General features: G+C 31.7%; 22 protein-coding genes. 15 read left to right on the top strand and 7 right to left on the bottom strand.

The features are described from left to right. Positions 1–161 precede the first annotated feature (161 nt). Together MR07_RS03240 and MR07_RS03235 are read right to left on the bottom strand one after the other, a co-directional pair. Positions 162–1,247 carry an MIP family Ig-specific serine endopeptidase gene (locus tag MR07_RS03240; RefSeq protein WP_024071473.1) on the bottom strand — a complete coding sequence of 362 codons (1,086 nt, stop codon included), beginning with the start codon at positions 1,245–1,247 and terminating at the stop codon, positions 162–164. Then, entirely contained in the window at positions 1,198–1,662 is a 465-nt protein-coding gene (locus MR07_RS03235; RefSeq protein ID WP_024071472.1) for a hypothetical protein, read from the bottom strand. Before MR07_RS03235 ends, MR07_RS03240 begins: the two co-directional genes overlap by 50 nt. Before the next feature lie 235 nt (positions 1,663–1,897). Here MR07_RS03235 and MR07_RS04445 point away from each other — a divergent pair, with 235 nt between their 5' ends. Both MR07_RS04445 and MR07_RS03230 read left to right on the top strand, forming a co-directional pair. Further along, a complete protein-coding gene (locus MR07_RS04445; RefSeq protein ID WP_158432937.1) occupies positions 1,898–2,149 on the top strand; it encodes a hypothetical protein in 252 nt (83 codons plus the stop codon). Beyond that, positions 2,109–2,396 (top strand): hypothetical protein, encoded by a 288-nt coding sequence (locus MR07_RS03230; RefSeq protein ID WP_024071471.1) that lies wholly within the window; start codon positions 2,109–2,111, stop codon positions 2,394–2,396. Before MR07_RS04445 ends, MR07_RS03230 begins: the two co-directional genes overlap by 41 nt. 6 nt (positions 2,397–2,402) lie before the next feature. On the opposite strand, the gene MR07_RS03225 is transcribed toward MR07_RS03230, so the two are convergent. The 4 genes from MR07_RS03225 to MR07_RS03210 all read right to left on the bottom strand — a co-directional run bounded on the left by MR07_RS03225 (position 2,403) and on the right by MR07_RS03210 (position 4,564). Continuing rightward, complete coding sequence (locus tag MR07_RS03225; RefSeq protein ID WP_024071470.1) at positions 2,403–2,780, bottom strand: hypothetical protein; 378 nt, start codon at positions 2,778–2,780, stop codon at positions 2,403–2,405. Between the two features lie 350 nt (positions 2,781–3,130). Continuing rightward, positions 3,131–3,637 carry a hypothetical protein gene (locus MR07_RS03220; RefSeq protein ID WP_024071468.1) on the bottom strand — a complete coding sequence of 169 codons (507 nt, stop codon included), beginning with the start codon at positions 3,635–3,637 and terminating at the stop codon, positions 3,131–3,133. 73 nt (positions 3,638–3,710) lie between these two features. Further along, positions 3,711–4,238, bottom strand: coding sequence for a hypothetical protein (locus MR07_RS03215; RefSeq protein ID WP_144079575.1), 528 nt, complete (start codon positions 4,236–4,238; stop codon positions 3,711–3,713). A gap of 89 nt (positions 4,239–4,327) precedes the next feature. Then, entirely contained in the window at positions 4,328–4,564 is a 237-nt protein-coding gene (locus MR07_RS03210) for a hypothetical protein (protein ID WP_024071466.1), read from the bottom strand. A gap of 615 nt (positions 4,565–5,179) precedes the next feature. Between MR07_RS03210 and MR07_RS03205 the strand changes: the two genes are divergently transcribed. The 11 genes from MR07_RS03205 (at position 5,180) to MR07_RS03145 (ending at position 11,931) form a co-directional block, all read left to right on the top strand. Next, complete coding sequence (locus tag MR07_RS03205; protein WP_043901210.1) at positions 5,180–6,256, top strand: hypothetical protein; 1,077 nt, start codon at positions 5,180–5,182, stop codon at positions 6,254–6,256. 136 nt (positions 6,257–6,392) lie between these two features. Continuing rightward, positions 6,393–6,947 (top strand): hypothetical protein, encoded by a 555-nt coding sequence (locus MR07_RS03195; protein ID WP_144079574.1) that lies wholly within the window; start codon positions 6,393–6,395, stop codon positions 6,945–6,947. A 112-nt stretch (positions 6,948–7,059) separates the two neighbouring features. Next, positions 7,060–7,314: a hypothetical protein gene (locus MR07_RS03190; RefSeq protein ID WP_024071462.1), complete on the top strand. Its 255-nt coding sequence runs from the start codon at positions 7,060–7,062 to the stop codon at positions 7,312–7,314. Between the two features lie 410 nt (positions 7,315–7,724). After that, complete coding sequence (locus MR07_RS03180) at positions 7,725–8,258, top strand: hypothetical protein (RefSeq protein ID WP_024071460.1); 534 nt, start codon at positions 7,725–7,727, stop codon at positions 8,256–8,258. A gap of 360 nt (positions 8,259–8,618) precedes the next feature. Then, complete coding sequence (locus MR07_RS03175) at positions 8,619–9,203, top strand: hypothetical protein (protein ID WP_024071459.1); 585 nt, start codon at positions 8,619–8,621, stop codon at positions 9,201–9,203. Positions 9,204–9,275: 72 nt separating this feature from the next. Beyond that, positions 9,276–9,503 (top strand): hypothetical protein, encoded by a 228-nt coding sequence (locus MR07_RS03170; RefSeq protein ID WP_024071458.1) that lies wholly within the window; start codon positions 9,276–9,278, stop codon positions 9,501–9,503. Continuing rightward, positions 9,494–9,871, top strand: a complete 378-nt coding sequence (locus tag MR07_RS03165; protein WP_024071457.1) for a hypothetical protein — start codon at positions 9,494–9,496, stop codon at positions 9,869–9,871. The genes MR07_RS03170 and MR07_RS03165 overlap by 10 nt, the downstream gene beginning before the upstream one ends. Positions 9,872–9,888: 17 nt before the next feature. Continuing rightward, positions 9,889–10,491 carry a hypothetical protein gene (locus MR07_RS03160; protein ID WP_024071456.1) on the top strand — a complete coding sequence of 201 codons (603 nt, stop codon included), beginning with the start codon at positions 9,889–9,891 and terminating at the stop codon, positions 10,489–10,491. A gap of 11 nt (positions 10,492–10,502) precedes the next feature. Further along, positions 10,503–11,081, top strand: coding sequence for a hypothetical protein (locus MR07_RS03155; protein WP_144079573.1), 579 nt, complete (start codon positions 10,503–10,505; stop codon positions 11,079–11,081). Positions 11,082–11,378: 297 nt separating this feature from the next. Beyond that, positions 11,379–11,654 (top strand): hypothetical protein, encoded by a 276-nt coding sequence (locus MR07_RS03150; RefSeq protein ID WP_024071454.1) that lies wholly within the window; start codon positions 11,379–11,381, stop codon positions 11,652–11,654. Further along, on the top strand, positions 11,644–11,931 hold the full coding sequence (locus MR07_RS03145) for a hypothetical protein (RefSeq protein ID WP_144079572.1): 288 nt from the start codon (positions 11,644–11,646) through the stop codon (positions 11,929–11,931). Before MR07_RS03150 ends, MR07_RS03145 begins: the two co-directional genes overlap by 11 nt. A 205-nt stretch (positions 11,932–12,136) precedes the next feature. Here MR07_RS03145 and MR07_RS03140 read toward each other — a convergent pair whose 3' ends face one another. After that, positions 12,137–12,346, bottom strand: a complete 210-nt coding sequence (locus MR07_RS03140) for a hypothetical protein (protein ID WP_024071452.1) — start codon at positions 12,344–12,346, stop codon at positions 12,137–12,139. 229 nt (positions 12,347–12,575) lie between these two features. On the opposite strand from MR07_RS03140, the gene MR07_RS03135 reads away from it, so the two are divergent. Next, entirely contained in the window at positions 12,576–13,274 is a 699-nt protein-coding gene (locus MR07_RS03135; protein ID WP_024071451.1) for a hypothetical protein, read from the top strand. Further along, positions 13,259–13,603: a hypothetical protein gene (locus MR07_RS03130; protein ID WP_024071450.1), complete on the top strand. Its 345-nt coding sequence runs from the start codon at positions 13,259–13,261 to the stop codon at positions 13,601–13,603. The genes MR07_RS03135 and MR07_RS03130 overlap by 16 nt, the downstream gene beginning before the upstream one ends. Positions 13,604–14,131 lie beyond the last annotated feature (528 nt).

Genomic DNA, 14,131 nt, shown 5'->3' with positions numbered 1-14,131 from the left:
GGAAGTGATCCTTAATAGAAGAAATTAGTTTTAGAGGGAAGGGGAATGGTTAAGTAGTAAATAATTATTTTTTTCAGAGATCTCTATTGGTTTGAGGCTATAGAGAAAAAAATAGCTTACTTAACTAATACCTGAAAATAGAAAAATCTCTCTGTTCGGAACTAGTTTTTTCAACCTTTAGAACTTAACCAAGTCTTTTTATTAAATTTTTCTACTTGTTGTCTGTAAGAACTTTTTTGTCCCTCCACTCCAACTATTAAATCATATTTAGGAGTTTTAACCCCCGATTCTTCAACAGTAACTCCTTCAGAACGAAGTGGAGTAACTCAAGAAGATACAGCTTTTGGTCCTATTTCTACTGCTCCAGTCAATCCTATAGCTGAACCATTTTTATCTACAAATACACCACCTGAAGAACCTGGTCTTAAAGGATTGTACTTAAGTTTGTAAAAGTGTCCTACTTCTTTATAAGTTTTTCCGCCCCATCCGAATCCTTGTTTAAACACCTGTTTCGCTTCAACAAAACCTCTATATCTCTTCTTTTCTTGGTCCACATACATTCAATCTCAACTATTTCCTGCAAGTTGACTGGCTATTCCAGTTTCTTCATTTAGATTGGTGGTGTAAGATCATCTATCTTTTGCGCCCCCAGCATACGCTAGAAGATAAAAATTATCGTTCATGTCATATAATTCACTCTTACTATATTTTGCCTCCAAAGGCTTATCAAATAAATTTATTCCTCCTTTAGTTCCAACTTTGTATTTATCTGCAAAATTTCTAGTTGCTTCTCTAGCTGCTTGTTCGGATGTAAATTCTAGTTCTAATACAGAGAAATCGCTGAAGTGATCATAATCCACCCCACTTTCAGCACTCTTTTCTAGATAATTAATTGCTGTTCAAAATAATCTAGGTTCATACATCTTCTTTCTGTAAACAAAACCATAATTATCTTGATTTTTTTGAGCAGTTTCTGCATGTGCCAAACTCATATCTAAATATCCAACTTGATCTACTAATCTACAAGGAAGTCCTCCTCCCAAAGAAAGATTAGAATAATCTCTCCTTATGTTAGAGGACTTTAATTTTCTAGTTTGTTCATCATCTCTTGGCAATACAGTATCATAATGATTTCTAGGGAATCTAAATGAACCTATAACATGAGAATTTGTTGCAATATATCAAGTTGTAGGATATTTATCTTGTCCTTCAGGAATTGCATAGTCAAGTATTCATCCTGTACCCATTCCGCAAAGGACCAAACAATCTGAAGGTGTAATCATTTAAGCTATCAAAAACCCTTTTTGATTCAACCTTAACTCTTTCTTTTCTAAGTCTTTCTGCTTCTATTTCTTCCTGTGAAACTTGGAAAGTTGGCTCTCAAACATATTCAGCAGGCTCAACTTCTGACTTAACGCCCCCCCCTAAACTGTCTTGCGTTGTTTCGCCATTTGAACTAAAATTTTCTACATTTGACACTTGTTCTCCTGCATCTTCAAGACCTCTCCCTGAAGACAATACATTATTAGAGTCATAAAACCCCAAAACATTTGGCTGATCTAAGCCAGAAGAATCAGAAGCAGTTCAAACCAAGGGTTTAAGTGCACCAATTGAACCACCTACACCAGCAAGTACCAGAGAACCCTTTTTTCAGATAGACATAATATCTAAAGAACTGTTAAAATAGCCTCCTCGTTAGACAACTAAAATATGATATTTTTTTACTTATTTTAAATCAATTTTTGTCTCAAAGGGATTATTAAGGATTTAATACTTATTTCTCTTACAAAAATTTGAAACATCTCCAGAAGTTTCTGGAGATGCAACTTACCAAAAATTAAATGTTGTCAACTTACAAATTCTCTTGCGCTTATCGCCAATAAATTTTTGTGTTCTTTTGTGTACCTCGATAGGCACAGTAACAACTGTCTCACTAGTGACTCTCCCCTTCCGAGGGAAAGTTACTAGAACTTCGGTTAAGAAATGGTATCCAAAATATTGTTACAAGTGAATTGTTCCAATGAAAATAGGAGAGTTGCTAATTTGCTCTAAAGATGATGATCAACCACAAAAATTATTCTTTTTCCTTTGGTGATTAAAAGACTTATTTGAAAAGAAAATGGTTAACATCAATATTTTTTTCAGTTAAAAGCGTAAGCAAGATAGGAAATGAAGTAAGTTTTACTTTTAAAAATGGCTATCAAGAAAAAGAGGTAGAAAAGAAATTATATGATTGAAATCCAATCTTTTCTATATTAAATGGCAAAACATTAGAAGATATTTGTAAAGTAGAAGGTAAAAATTTATCTTGAGATAACGGAAAATATCAAGCAAAAATCTTGATCGTCAACCTTTTTATTTTTAGTGGTTTAAAAAATTTTGTAAGAAATATTTAATCTAGCCTAAAAATAAAAATAATATTTAGTTAATTTCTCTTGTTTATATCCTTTAGAAGAACAATCTAATTTATCTCCTTCTAATTTACAAACTTCTTTTAAAACTTGCCCATTTAAGTTACTAATTCCCTTATCTCTTACATTACTTTTTGCCCATCTATCTAAAGTTAATGTTTTTTCGCCATCTTTTGTTGTCTGACCAGTAAAAATGAAACTAATAGTATCTCCATTGACCTCTATCTTATCTACAGGAATGTAATATTGCCCTGAACCATCATTTTTGCTAATGTCATATTTTCCTAGCCACCAGAGAACAAAGTCAGCACTGTTGTTAGTTTTAGAGGGGCAAACAATCAATTCGCCTCCTAAATCATCCCCATTCATAGGACCAATAATCCACTTGTAACATTAATGTTTACTCACTTTTCTCACTCGAGTTAACCTTCTTCCTTGCCAAGAAGGAAAAGTAGTTGTTGTTGCCAAACCACTCATTCCAATAACTACTCCCATTATGTTCATTATTTTTAAAAACTTCATATTATTGAAAATTTAAAGGGAATTTCTCTCAAGAAAATTCAACATACTCTGTTCTTTGCAGAATTCTCTTTAATTAATCACTTTTATAACTCTCAGAAAGAAAACTAGGTCTAACCTGTGATCTTAAAAACTTTATCATTACCTTCCCTGAGTTTCCAAATATAAATAAACTTGTATCTACTCCTACTTTGAAATAACTAAAACCAAAACTTATGACCATCTAATTTTGTTGCCCGATAACTCCCAGATAAACAAGATAAATCTTTTCCTTCCATCTTACAACTAGTTTCTAAAGGCTTTCCATTCAATTTCTCTAAATCTGGGTTTCAATAATTTAGTTTTTTGTCTCCCTCTTGACCCTTACTTCGACCCTTAAATGTGAAAGTAATCTCATGCCCTTTTTTGTTAATACTTTCCAATCAATAAAAATATTGGCGAGTTCCATCGTTCTTGACAAAATAGTAATCTTTTAGTCACCAAAGAAAGAAGTAAGGTTGAGAACCTCCCTCTGGATAGGGGCAGACAAGTAGCTCTCCTGCTTCCTTTGGAACTATTCACTTATAACAATATTTGGGATATCACTTTTTTTTGGCAACAGTTTTTTCTCTTTTTGTCCCGCTCGAAAAAGTGACAAATGAAGCGGTAGTTCCCGATCCAACTAAAGCGCACAAAGAACAAAAAATCTTTAATTTTGAAGCAAACAAATTAAAAGCTTAAATGCAGGAAAAAATTATATATCAAGAATTTCTCCATCAATTTTGAATTCTTAGAGAATAACTAAAAGTAGAAAGGAAGTGAGGAAAGTTTTTTCGACTTATAAGCGCCAGACAAGCATTGCAAATAATTTCCTTCCATTTCGCAATTGCTTTCAAGTGATTGTCCATTTATCTTGTTAATTGTTGGTTTTTCTCATTGATCTATAGTTAATTGTTTATCTTTAGATTTCGTCCCTCCTGCATCATTTTTAAAACTAAAGCTAATTTTTTCTCCTTCTAGCTTTATGTGTTCTAAAAGATAAAAATATTGACCCAATCCAGTCTTATCATCAGCTTCTTTTAGTCATCAAAGATAAAAGAAAAGCTTCTTACTATCTGTATGCGGACAAATAATCATCTCTCCTGGACCAGTACCATTCTTTTTCCCTGTATCAATAATTCATTTGTAACATTGTTTGGGCCATCATCTTTTTTTAGGCGACTTTAGACTTTTTCGGGAAACCAAGGAGGCCATAATAGGAGTTATAACTGCCAAACTACATACACTCATGGTGGAGAAACATCAACCCATTATTTTTAAAAACTTCAACTAAGTTAAGTTGTAAAAACTTAAAAATAATGATTCCTGAAATTAATTACTATAAATTTTCCTAGATATTTAAGTTTTCTCTCAATTATTTATTTTTCAATTCAAGAAGATCAAGCATCAAAATGATAAGTTATAAAGAATGTATATCCAGAAGTGCATTTCAAAGTATTGCCTGACTCTATTTTGCAATCCGTTGTTAAATCTTTTCCAATTAAGTTTGGTAAGTTTTTAGTTTTTCCTGACTTCTTTTCTCAATCATCAAACTGTATGGTTCTTGTTTTTGCTGTTTGAGGCATTCTTAATGGTTCTTGAAGAGTTATTTCCATAGATTCTTCTTCATTAACTTTTGTTATTTGAGAAATTTTTAAAAATCCTCCATAGTCTGGATCTTTTTCTTTTAATCATCAAAGATAGAAGATAGGAGTATTTTTCGAATTCGGACAAATATTTATTTAAGCATAAGTCTTTCGGTCAAAAATTCACTTATATCACAAATGTTTAGAAATAACAGGCTTTGTGGGCTGCATCAGCTTCCAAAAATATGTGGACCCTGAAGGGGTACCTATGGCTGTAGCTACTCCAAAACCCACTAAAGGGAATATGCAATAAATAAAACTTGCTCTCAATCCCAATATTTTTTTAAAAATATAGTAACTGAGAACTTTCAGGCAGCTTTTCCTAAATTAGAAGTTGATTTCTAAGATTCTTAGATAAAAACTATTCTGAAGTGGATTTGAGTAACAATAGTTTTTCTGGGGCGCGCTTGACAGCAAAATATAGATTTTTATAGTAAATAATTTTTAAAGAATTAAAAAGCTATTACTTAATCCAAAAGTGATAGACCGTCCCCCGCCAAAGAAAAGACTTTCTATCCATAATTGGTTTATTTTGAAGCGAATATTTAAGTAGTATTAAATATTTACTTAATAGAAACATAGAAGATGCAAAAAGGCATTAAGTTGGCTATAGTCGGCTTAGGTCTCGCAGGCGCTAATGTATTAATAATACCTTTTTTGAATAACAACTTTGAGATATCAAACTATATGAAAGTCTTAGATTGGGGGGGGCATTCTTTAGAAGATTATGGTAGTAAGTATCTAGAGGGTAAATCCAACAAGCTAGATTTCAAAGGAGAAGTTGGCGGAGATAAAAACAATCAACTTGAATTATCAAATAATTCAGCTAATTTACCTCAACTTAATCTAGAGTTATCAGAATCTGGTGATTCATTACTTCTAGATTCTTTAACAAAGGAAAAAGAAAATGTTCAGAATGTATTAAAGAATGTAATTAGTGAAATTAAGACTGAAGATCAGGTTACAGCCTTAAAGTCACAAATTAAAGACAAATATGAAAAAACTATTAAACAATATTTAAATGGCCAAGAAGTAGCTAGAGATCAACATTTAAATAATTTTCAAAAAATTAAAGAGAAGGTTGAAAGATGATCTAGTCAAAAACAAAATAAAGGAGCCACAACTTCAACCTCAAGAGAAGAAAGAGAAAGCTTGCAAAAAATATATGAAGCTTATAGCAAACTTTCAGATGAAAAAGTTAAATTGTCCGATAATTTAAATTTCATCACAACATTAGAGAGCGAGCAATTGAATCAATTGAAAAAGATGTCTGCCCCCTCTCTAAACGAGATAAAGTCATCTCTGAGAACTATTAAGTGAACGCAAGATAAAGTTCAACTTACCAAACAAGGAGGTGGAGGTAAAAAGATGTTTAGAAATGATTGAGGTGAATGAACAAAGAATCCTTATAGACATTTCTATAAGGATGAAAATAGTTATAAGAAAGACATTTCTTCTTTAAATAGTGCAATTGCGACCATTGAAAAAGGAAAGCAACAATTAGCTAGAGATAGGGGCATGTGAGGATGAAAAAATGCAGTTCACTCCTTTAATCAAATAGAGAAACAATTAAATGAAATGGCTTCTAATGCTGGCTCTCACATTGAACTTCAAGTGGCAAAGAAATTACTAGAAAATATGAATCTTTCAAGAGTCATTTAAAAATAAGTTAATAAGGCACATTAAGTTATCAACAGTAAAGATAAATTTCAAAGAATTTAATTTTCCAATAATCTTTAAATAAATTATTTGAATTAAGAAAAATTTTTTCTCAAAGGTTCAATAATTTTCTACCACTTTGTTTTTCTTAACTCCCAAAAATATTTTGTTTGCTTCGGCTTTAGGTGGATGTGGTACTATAGCAGCAGCCACTCCAGTTCTTAAAAATGCAATAAATTCTTGCACAATTAAATGGATGAAACAAAAGTGTTATAAGTTATTTGCAAGCGTTAAAGATGGAGCGGAGTTATTGGTTTGTCCCCCTCCTATAGTAGAGGAGGGTAGTACAGTCAATAATCCCATCTTTTGACTTAGATTGTCAGAATCTACAAGAAAAAGAAAAACTTATACCAAAGTAAAGAGCTTAAACGCTCAAGTATTAAATAATGGGGTTAAGGGAATCAAGGTGATATTTACAACATATGGAGAGCCTAAAAGCAAAGAAATCACAATGAGTCTGGGTTATGTTCCGATTTTCGGAATAGCTCAAGATAAATTAGATAAGTTAAATAACAAGGAACTTTCTAGTACCTGTAAATTAGACAATACTGGGAATACAAAGCCAACATTAAGTTGCGGAGAATACGCTCAACCTCTCCCTTATAAACAAATCTATCCAATACCTGTACATTAGGTTTTTATAATTTTTCGTCATTTTTTGTTCATTTGACTTAATTAAGTTGCAAAAATGTACTTTTAAAAAATACTAAAGAACTTAATTTAAAGAAAACAAGTTTTCTCTTACAATGTCTTTCTTAACGGAAAAGACTATTGGATTAACTACATTGCTGGGAGGGGGAGTTGTTGCGGCCACTTCATCAATTTGCAAAGATGGTTCAATATTTAAAACACAACCTTGCAAAAGAATGCAACAAAAGTGCTATAAATTGTTTTCTAGTGTATCGGAGGGCGGAGAAATGATTGTTTGCCCTTCAACAAAGGAAGGAGAAAATAATCCAGTATTTTGACTAAGATGGTCACAGAAGGGAGCTAATAAGTAATATAACCCCTACACCAAAGTACAGAAAATTAATACTCAAGTTTTAGATAGTAATCAAGGAATCAAGGTCCAATTTACAACAGATACAGGCCCCAAGAATAGAGAGATAACCATGAAACTTGGATATGTTTCACTTTTTGGAACTAATAAAGATACTTTAAATAAATTAAATGAACAAGAGCTTGACAAAATCTGCAAGTTCCAAACTGACCATATTAAAAGACCAAAACTAAATTGTGGAGAATATACACAAGATCTCCTTCATGCACAAAACTATTGAATTCTTTACTAATTTTGTTTTGAAAATTTTTAAAGCTCTAGTTTAAAAGCAAAAAACAATAAGTTACATGTTAAAGTAAGCAATTGTAGAACTTTAAATCAGATTTGAAAATCCAATAATTTTTGCTCAAAATGTCTTTCTTGACGGCCAAGATTGCCGGATTGGTTTTACTATCGGGAACGGTCACTGCCGTAGCAACTAGTTCAATAATTGGTAGCAGAGCAGGAAAACTGCCCTGCAAAAATCCAATAATTCTTAATAAGAAAGAGAAACAAAAATGTTACAAGTTATTTACTGACAGAGATTCAGGAGAATTTTTTGTTTGTCCTAATAAAGAACAAACAAATGATCCTGTTTTTTGATTGTGATGAACTAAAGAGGGTCGGGGTAGAATTTCTTACTTACAAATTTCAAAGATAAAAGTAGAAGTATCTGATAAAAGCATTAAAGTTGAATTTCCAGAATTTAGTGGAAAAAGTTTAACAATGAAAGAATTTTATGTTAGTATTTTAGGGACTGACAAGGATAAACTAACTCAACTAAATGATCTAAATCTAAAAACCTCTTGCAAAATTGAAACTAATCAAGTAAAAATTAGTTTAAATTGTGGAGAGGGGAAATATAAACAACAACTTCTTCACCCACAATACTATAGAGTTCCATAGCTCTTTCTCTAACTTTTTAAATTGTTGGACAACAAGAAAGGTCTTACAAGTACATAAACAACCTAAGACAGATTTAGTTTTTCAGGATAGAATCCTTGATAAATTTCAGTAACTCTTCTTCTTTTAAATAGTTATTTTTTTCTACAGGTTTTTTAAAAAAGAAGATTTAATGGCATAGGAACGAAGAGAATTCAAGAGCAAAGAAAGAAAATTTTATAAGAACAACGAAACCTAAGTAAAATATTCAGACTTTCCTGAAAAATGGAATTGTTTTTCTACATTCTCATTTTGTGTTTAAATACTTAAAAAGATGTCTGTTAGCTTCAAAGCTCTAACTCTAGCAATTGGCATCGGCGGGGGATGCTCGGGTCTCCCTATGTTTTTGCGCTTCAACAAGGAAACTTAAGTAGCTCAGAAGATTCTAAAAATGTTCAAAGTACTCATTTCTCCACCAATCCTTCACTCACCGAAGAAGCTCAAGAGATTGTAGAAACCAAACCTGTTCTTCCAGAATCTATAAAAGATTTAGGAAATTGCGAAGTTACTAAATCTTTGGATAGTTTGGACACTATGCTTTGAGATCTAGGTTTAGATAGTTCTATTTATGTAACAGTTTCCTGTGAAAATACTATTACAAATTCTGATACTGAAGAAGCAAAACTCCCAAGCAATTGAATTGGAATATTTCCCGAAATACTCTTTAAGCAAAAACACACATTAGTTGGTAGAAGTAAGTTAAAAATAGAAATGTTAATTTCCCCTTTAAATCAGGAGTTGGGCTCTGAAAGTTATAGTAGAGTAGTATTTAAAGGAAATAAATGTGAATCTGATATAAGTGGAGAATTTAAAGGGGAAACTCAACAAGCAGACGAAAAAGAGGTTAAGTTAATTAACATAACTTCTCCAGATTCTGTTAAGGACAATATATATCTCGTTAGCAATTAAGTAATTTTGTTATTATGAAAAAATTATCTCCTTCACTCAACAGTCTTAAAAATGCTATTTAATTTCTAAAAGATGTCTGTAAGTCCTAGAATACTCTCTTTGTGTGCTGGGCTTGGAGTCGGATGTGGAGGAATCCCATTAATTCTCAACAAGCAAAATAGTTCCGAAGAAATTGTTCCAGTAGTTAAAACAGAATATCAATCTACAGATAATCAGACTTCCTCTGTCGCACCTGCAGGACTTCAAATTACTTCGGTTCCAGAAATTAAAAAAGAAGAGGAAAATGGAAATTGTCAATAGACTTAAGTGACATACTTTTTTCTTTCAGTAAAAATAAGGATCATTATTACACAATATCTTGCACAGAAAGTGCAGATGAAGATTTAAGCTCTTCAACTGCTTGAACTGGGTTATTTCCCAATAATCTCTTTATAAATAGAAGTAAATTAACGGAATGTAGCAAATTAGAAATGAGAATAAAAATTACACCTTTAGAGGGGGATGTTAATAATTCCAGCAAATTAACTTTTGAGAGTAATAAATTTTCTTCTTCTGTAGTTGGCGAGTGAACAGGAGAAGAGCAGAAAACAAAAACTAACACTGTAAAAGTTATTAATATAACTAACGCCAAGACTTCACTAGATAAAATTTTTCTATCTTTTAATTAGATAGATTCTTTTAGAAAATGTCTGTAAATCCTAGACTCTTTTCCTTGGTCGCAAGTATTGGAGGGGATTGTGCCGGAGTCCCTTGATTAATATCTCAAAAAAGTGGTTTAAATTCTAGTCCAGCTCCAGTTAAGGTGTCAGAAGGCTTAGGAACTTCTGCAAATCTTACCCCCTCCCCCGCAGCGGAACTAGGCAATGCAAAAGCAGGAAATTGCACAGTTATTAAGAATACAGAAGACATAATAGATATGCTTTGAAATGGTTTCAACCAATTGGAGGGGGACTATATTTCATTAACTTGCAAAGAAACTGGAGACAAGATAATGCCTAATGATTGAACTGGAGTCTTCCCTAAAGATTTATTTTTGGGAGGGGGTTGGAAAATGACATTTGGAAGTAGGTTTGTTTTAACCACTGAAACTACATTAACTGATTCAAACAGTTACACAACTATTTTCAAGGGAGATCAATTGAAAAATGGTTCTGTAACTGGAACATGGAAAGAATCTTTTTCAACTCCAACAAATCAAACAATGACTACTGTAAGTGTTATAGGAAATCCTAAACAAATTTATCTAATATTTCAAGGAGATGGGTTAAAATCTATTTTCCACTTATAGTAATTTAGAAGATGATGTTGCAACTTGGCTCTCTTTTCTGTGCGGGAATAGGTTTTTTGACCCCCGCCACAAGTATTTTTGCAACTAGCACAACTCGAAAGAAATCTGATAGAACAGAAGAAAAAGTGGTCGTTCAAAATGCGAGCGTTAGAAGAAATTTAGCTTTATCTGAACTAAAAAATAAAGGTTGCAAATTATTGTCCAATGTAATGACTTCAAATAGTCTATTTAATGCTATTTGAGTTTGTAAAGAATCAGATGAAAAAGCTAGTTTCTATTACCTAGATAAAGAGGAGACATTTGACAAAGACACAAATTTAAAGTCACCTAAAAGAATTTTTAGTGTGAATTTTTCTGAAGGCACAAAATCAGATGAATCTGTTTTATCAATTAGACTTTATGACCAAATGGAAGATGTTAATTTAAGTGTGGCTTCATATAGTCGGTGACATTATTTTCACAATATAGTTCCTGAAGATCATTGCAGATTAGTAACCCCGATGTTAGGTGGAGACCTTCTGCATTGCGTGATGGCGGATCCTGAAGGTACGGGAGAGTTTATAAGCTACTACTTGGATATGCTAGCATAGGGCTCAGAAGATATCTAAATATTTATGGCAATTACTGTTCAAAAATTAATCTAAATTAAAAATAAAAGGGACTCAAATCTAATTGTCCGCTATTATATCCCTCAGAATGGCACTTTAAGGTAGCTCCTTCCATTCTACACTAAATCCTTTCCAATTATTTTTTTCAAATTCTCTTCATTTATATTTTGTTATCGAAATTCTGGGAATATGAAAATGAATAACTTAGTAAAGCTTTAATTCTAGTTAGAAAGGAAATAACATTTAGTATTTTTTGTTTTTTCCATAGTTAACTATTAAATGAGTTTTTTGAATTTAACTAAATTTGTAACTTTGGCCACCTATGGTGTCATTTTTACTGCTTCAATATCTCTCCCCTCAACTTCCGCTAGGTATAAGACTGAACAAGATTCATCTTCTACTGAACTATCTTTTTATGAATTTGCAACGGAAATTGCTTCTTCTAGTTCGCAAGATGAATTATTAGTTTGCACAGATCGTAAGTATTACTCATATAACCAAAGTTCAAATTCTTTAAAGGAATTAAAAGAGCTAAAGATTAAAAATGATGATTAAGTTTCAGAAAAATTGGTGGAAGGGGGGGGAAGAGAAACATTGAAAAGCAAATAACCCGAATGAATGTAAGGGTATTCTAAAAGATCTTATTCTTGAACTTGACTGTGAAGGGGCAAAGGAAAACGGTTGTTGTATTTTGGTAGAAGCGCCGTGGGAAGACTACTCCAATATACTATTTTGTTCTTGAAAAAAGGTTCCAACAGGAGATACCAATACTGAGCCTAATTACGCTCAAATTACATTAACTCCCTTTCAAAAAGAAAATAGTGTTTCTTAAATAAAATTTCTCCTTTTTAAAACTAAATAATCCCCCCCCATACTCATTCAAGATTCTTTTGGTAGTTACTTTAGCATTTCTGAACAACTATTAATCTAAATTTCACCCAACAATAACAGCTAATCTTTTTGGTTTAGGTTGTTGGTGTTTTTAATAAGAGTTTTCTATTAGATTAGTTGTTTAAAAATACACTATTTCGATTAGTTTATCTCGCTGGAAAGAAATCTTTTGGTATAGAGGAAAGAATAATTATTGTTTCCAATTCCTCAAGATCGATCACTATATGTTCCCCGTCCTTTTCTACTGGACCCTCTCATATATTTATGGCAAAGTGACATCCAATTTCTTCTAGAAAGTTTATGAACAGCAATAACATCAAAGTTTCTGCATTCAATAAATTTCTTATTCATTTCATACGTCTAAAGGTCTTTTTTGAAGAGAATAAAAATAACTTTTATTGAGTTATTTCAATTAAAAAACTTTAAATACTATTTATTTAATAGTTGTGTTGTCGCAAAAAGAGCGAACACACCCATTAATTTTAGTTGTATTTTGCAATCAATTAAGTGTTACTTTTGTTATTCTTTAGCAATTACGGACTCTAACATTTAGGAAATTTATAAAGTCAAAATAAATTATTTTTAATGGGTTTTTTATTAGAACATTGACAAGAACTTTGTATTTTTGTAAGTGCTATCTCCATTCCAATAATAAGTCTTTTAACAGGATCTTCTATTATCAATTGATCAAAACCAAGTGGATATTACACTCAAGCCACTTTGACTATTGAGAATGGTTCCTCCGGAGGAGCTGTTTCTACTAGTTCTGGTACAGGCAGTTCAGGAATTAAGGATTACCAATTAATTCAAGTAGGCGCTCTCGAAAGTCAACCATCAACCAAATCCTTTGATTTAGTTGCAGAATTTCCACTTAAATATTTGGATAAACAAAACTGATGAAGATATTGTTTACCTAAATCTTCTAAATTAAAAAATGGTTCTGCAACAACGAATTTTACTTCTGAACAAGATTGTGTATTGAATTGATGAAGAAAAACAGATGACTCTAATTCAGAAAGTATTTTCTATCTTCTTGATTTGATGCTTAAATTTCTGAAATTACAACATCAAGTTAACTTGATAACATTATTCCACTCATCCAGTAACCCACAACAAGTATCTACAACAACTTCAGATAATGGCAATGATGTTCTATCCAAGATCAAAGAAACTTGCAACCTATCAAATAGTTCTTCTCAGAATTCTTTAAGTTACATGTTTACTTCTTCAACTCCTATCTCTAAAAATTGTTTGATAACTCCCATTAGGTGAATATCACCTTAAAAACAAATGGGTCAGCTCATAAAGCAGTTTCTGAACAAACTTCCACTAATTCTTATTCCCTTGATAGCTTAAAGAGGGGGACAATTAGTGGAAATATTGAGTATAGCTTAACTGACTATTACGGAAAACTTCATCATTTTCAATTAAATGGAGGATCAATCTCTTCTTCTATTGCATTAACTTTGAAACCAAATCAAAAATATGAACTCTCGCTCGATAGTGGATCTTCAGTAAGCACTAATGGTAAATTAGATTTTCAACAACTTTATGACAAATATCAAAACAGAGATTTGAATTTAGAAGACTTTAAGCCTAAAAGTAGTAAATAAATCGATTCTATGTGTACTTAAGAGAGATTCTGAAATAATTTGAAATATTATTTTCTTTAACAGGACTTTCTGTCTTTGGCTTTTAGTAGTTTCTAGTCATTGCTAATTCTCTTGAATTAATTGATGAGCAACAGACGCCCTGACATGATTCTAGAGTTTTCAGTTCTTGAGTTTGTGTATATTCTAGTTTTTTGCCTTCCAAGCTTATGTTTTTTCTGATTCTAGAGATAATGTTTCGATACTATAAATCTTGCCCAAAATTTAATTAAATAAATCAATTTTCTGAATATCCTATCAAATAAAAATACATAACCCTATTTTTTTCAAATTCTCTTATTTTTAAAAATCAAGAATGAAAACATCTTTTCGGTTATGTGTTGAAATTAATCTTTAATTTCAAATTTTCTCCAATCGTTGGAAAATCTCAAAGAAATATAAAATCAAATAATTAACAAGCAATATTTCAAATTTAACAATGTTAATTGATCATCAAAAAATTAAGTCAAGTATAGTAATGGAATTTCAATT

It is taken from the genome of Mycoplasma ovis str. Michigan, from assembly GCF_000508245.1.
GTDB classification, from domain to species: domain Bacteria; phylum Bacillota_I; class Bacilli_A; order Mycoplasmatales; family Mycoplasmoidaceae; genus Eperythrozoon_A; species Eperythrozoon_A ovis.
The sequence above is the reverse complement of the archived record's forward strand: the minus strand, read 5'-3'. Positions and strand labels throughout refer to the sequence as shown.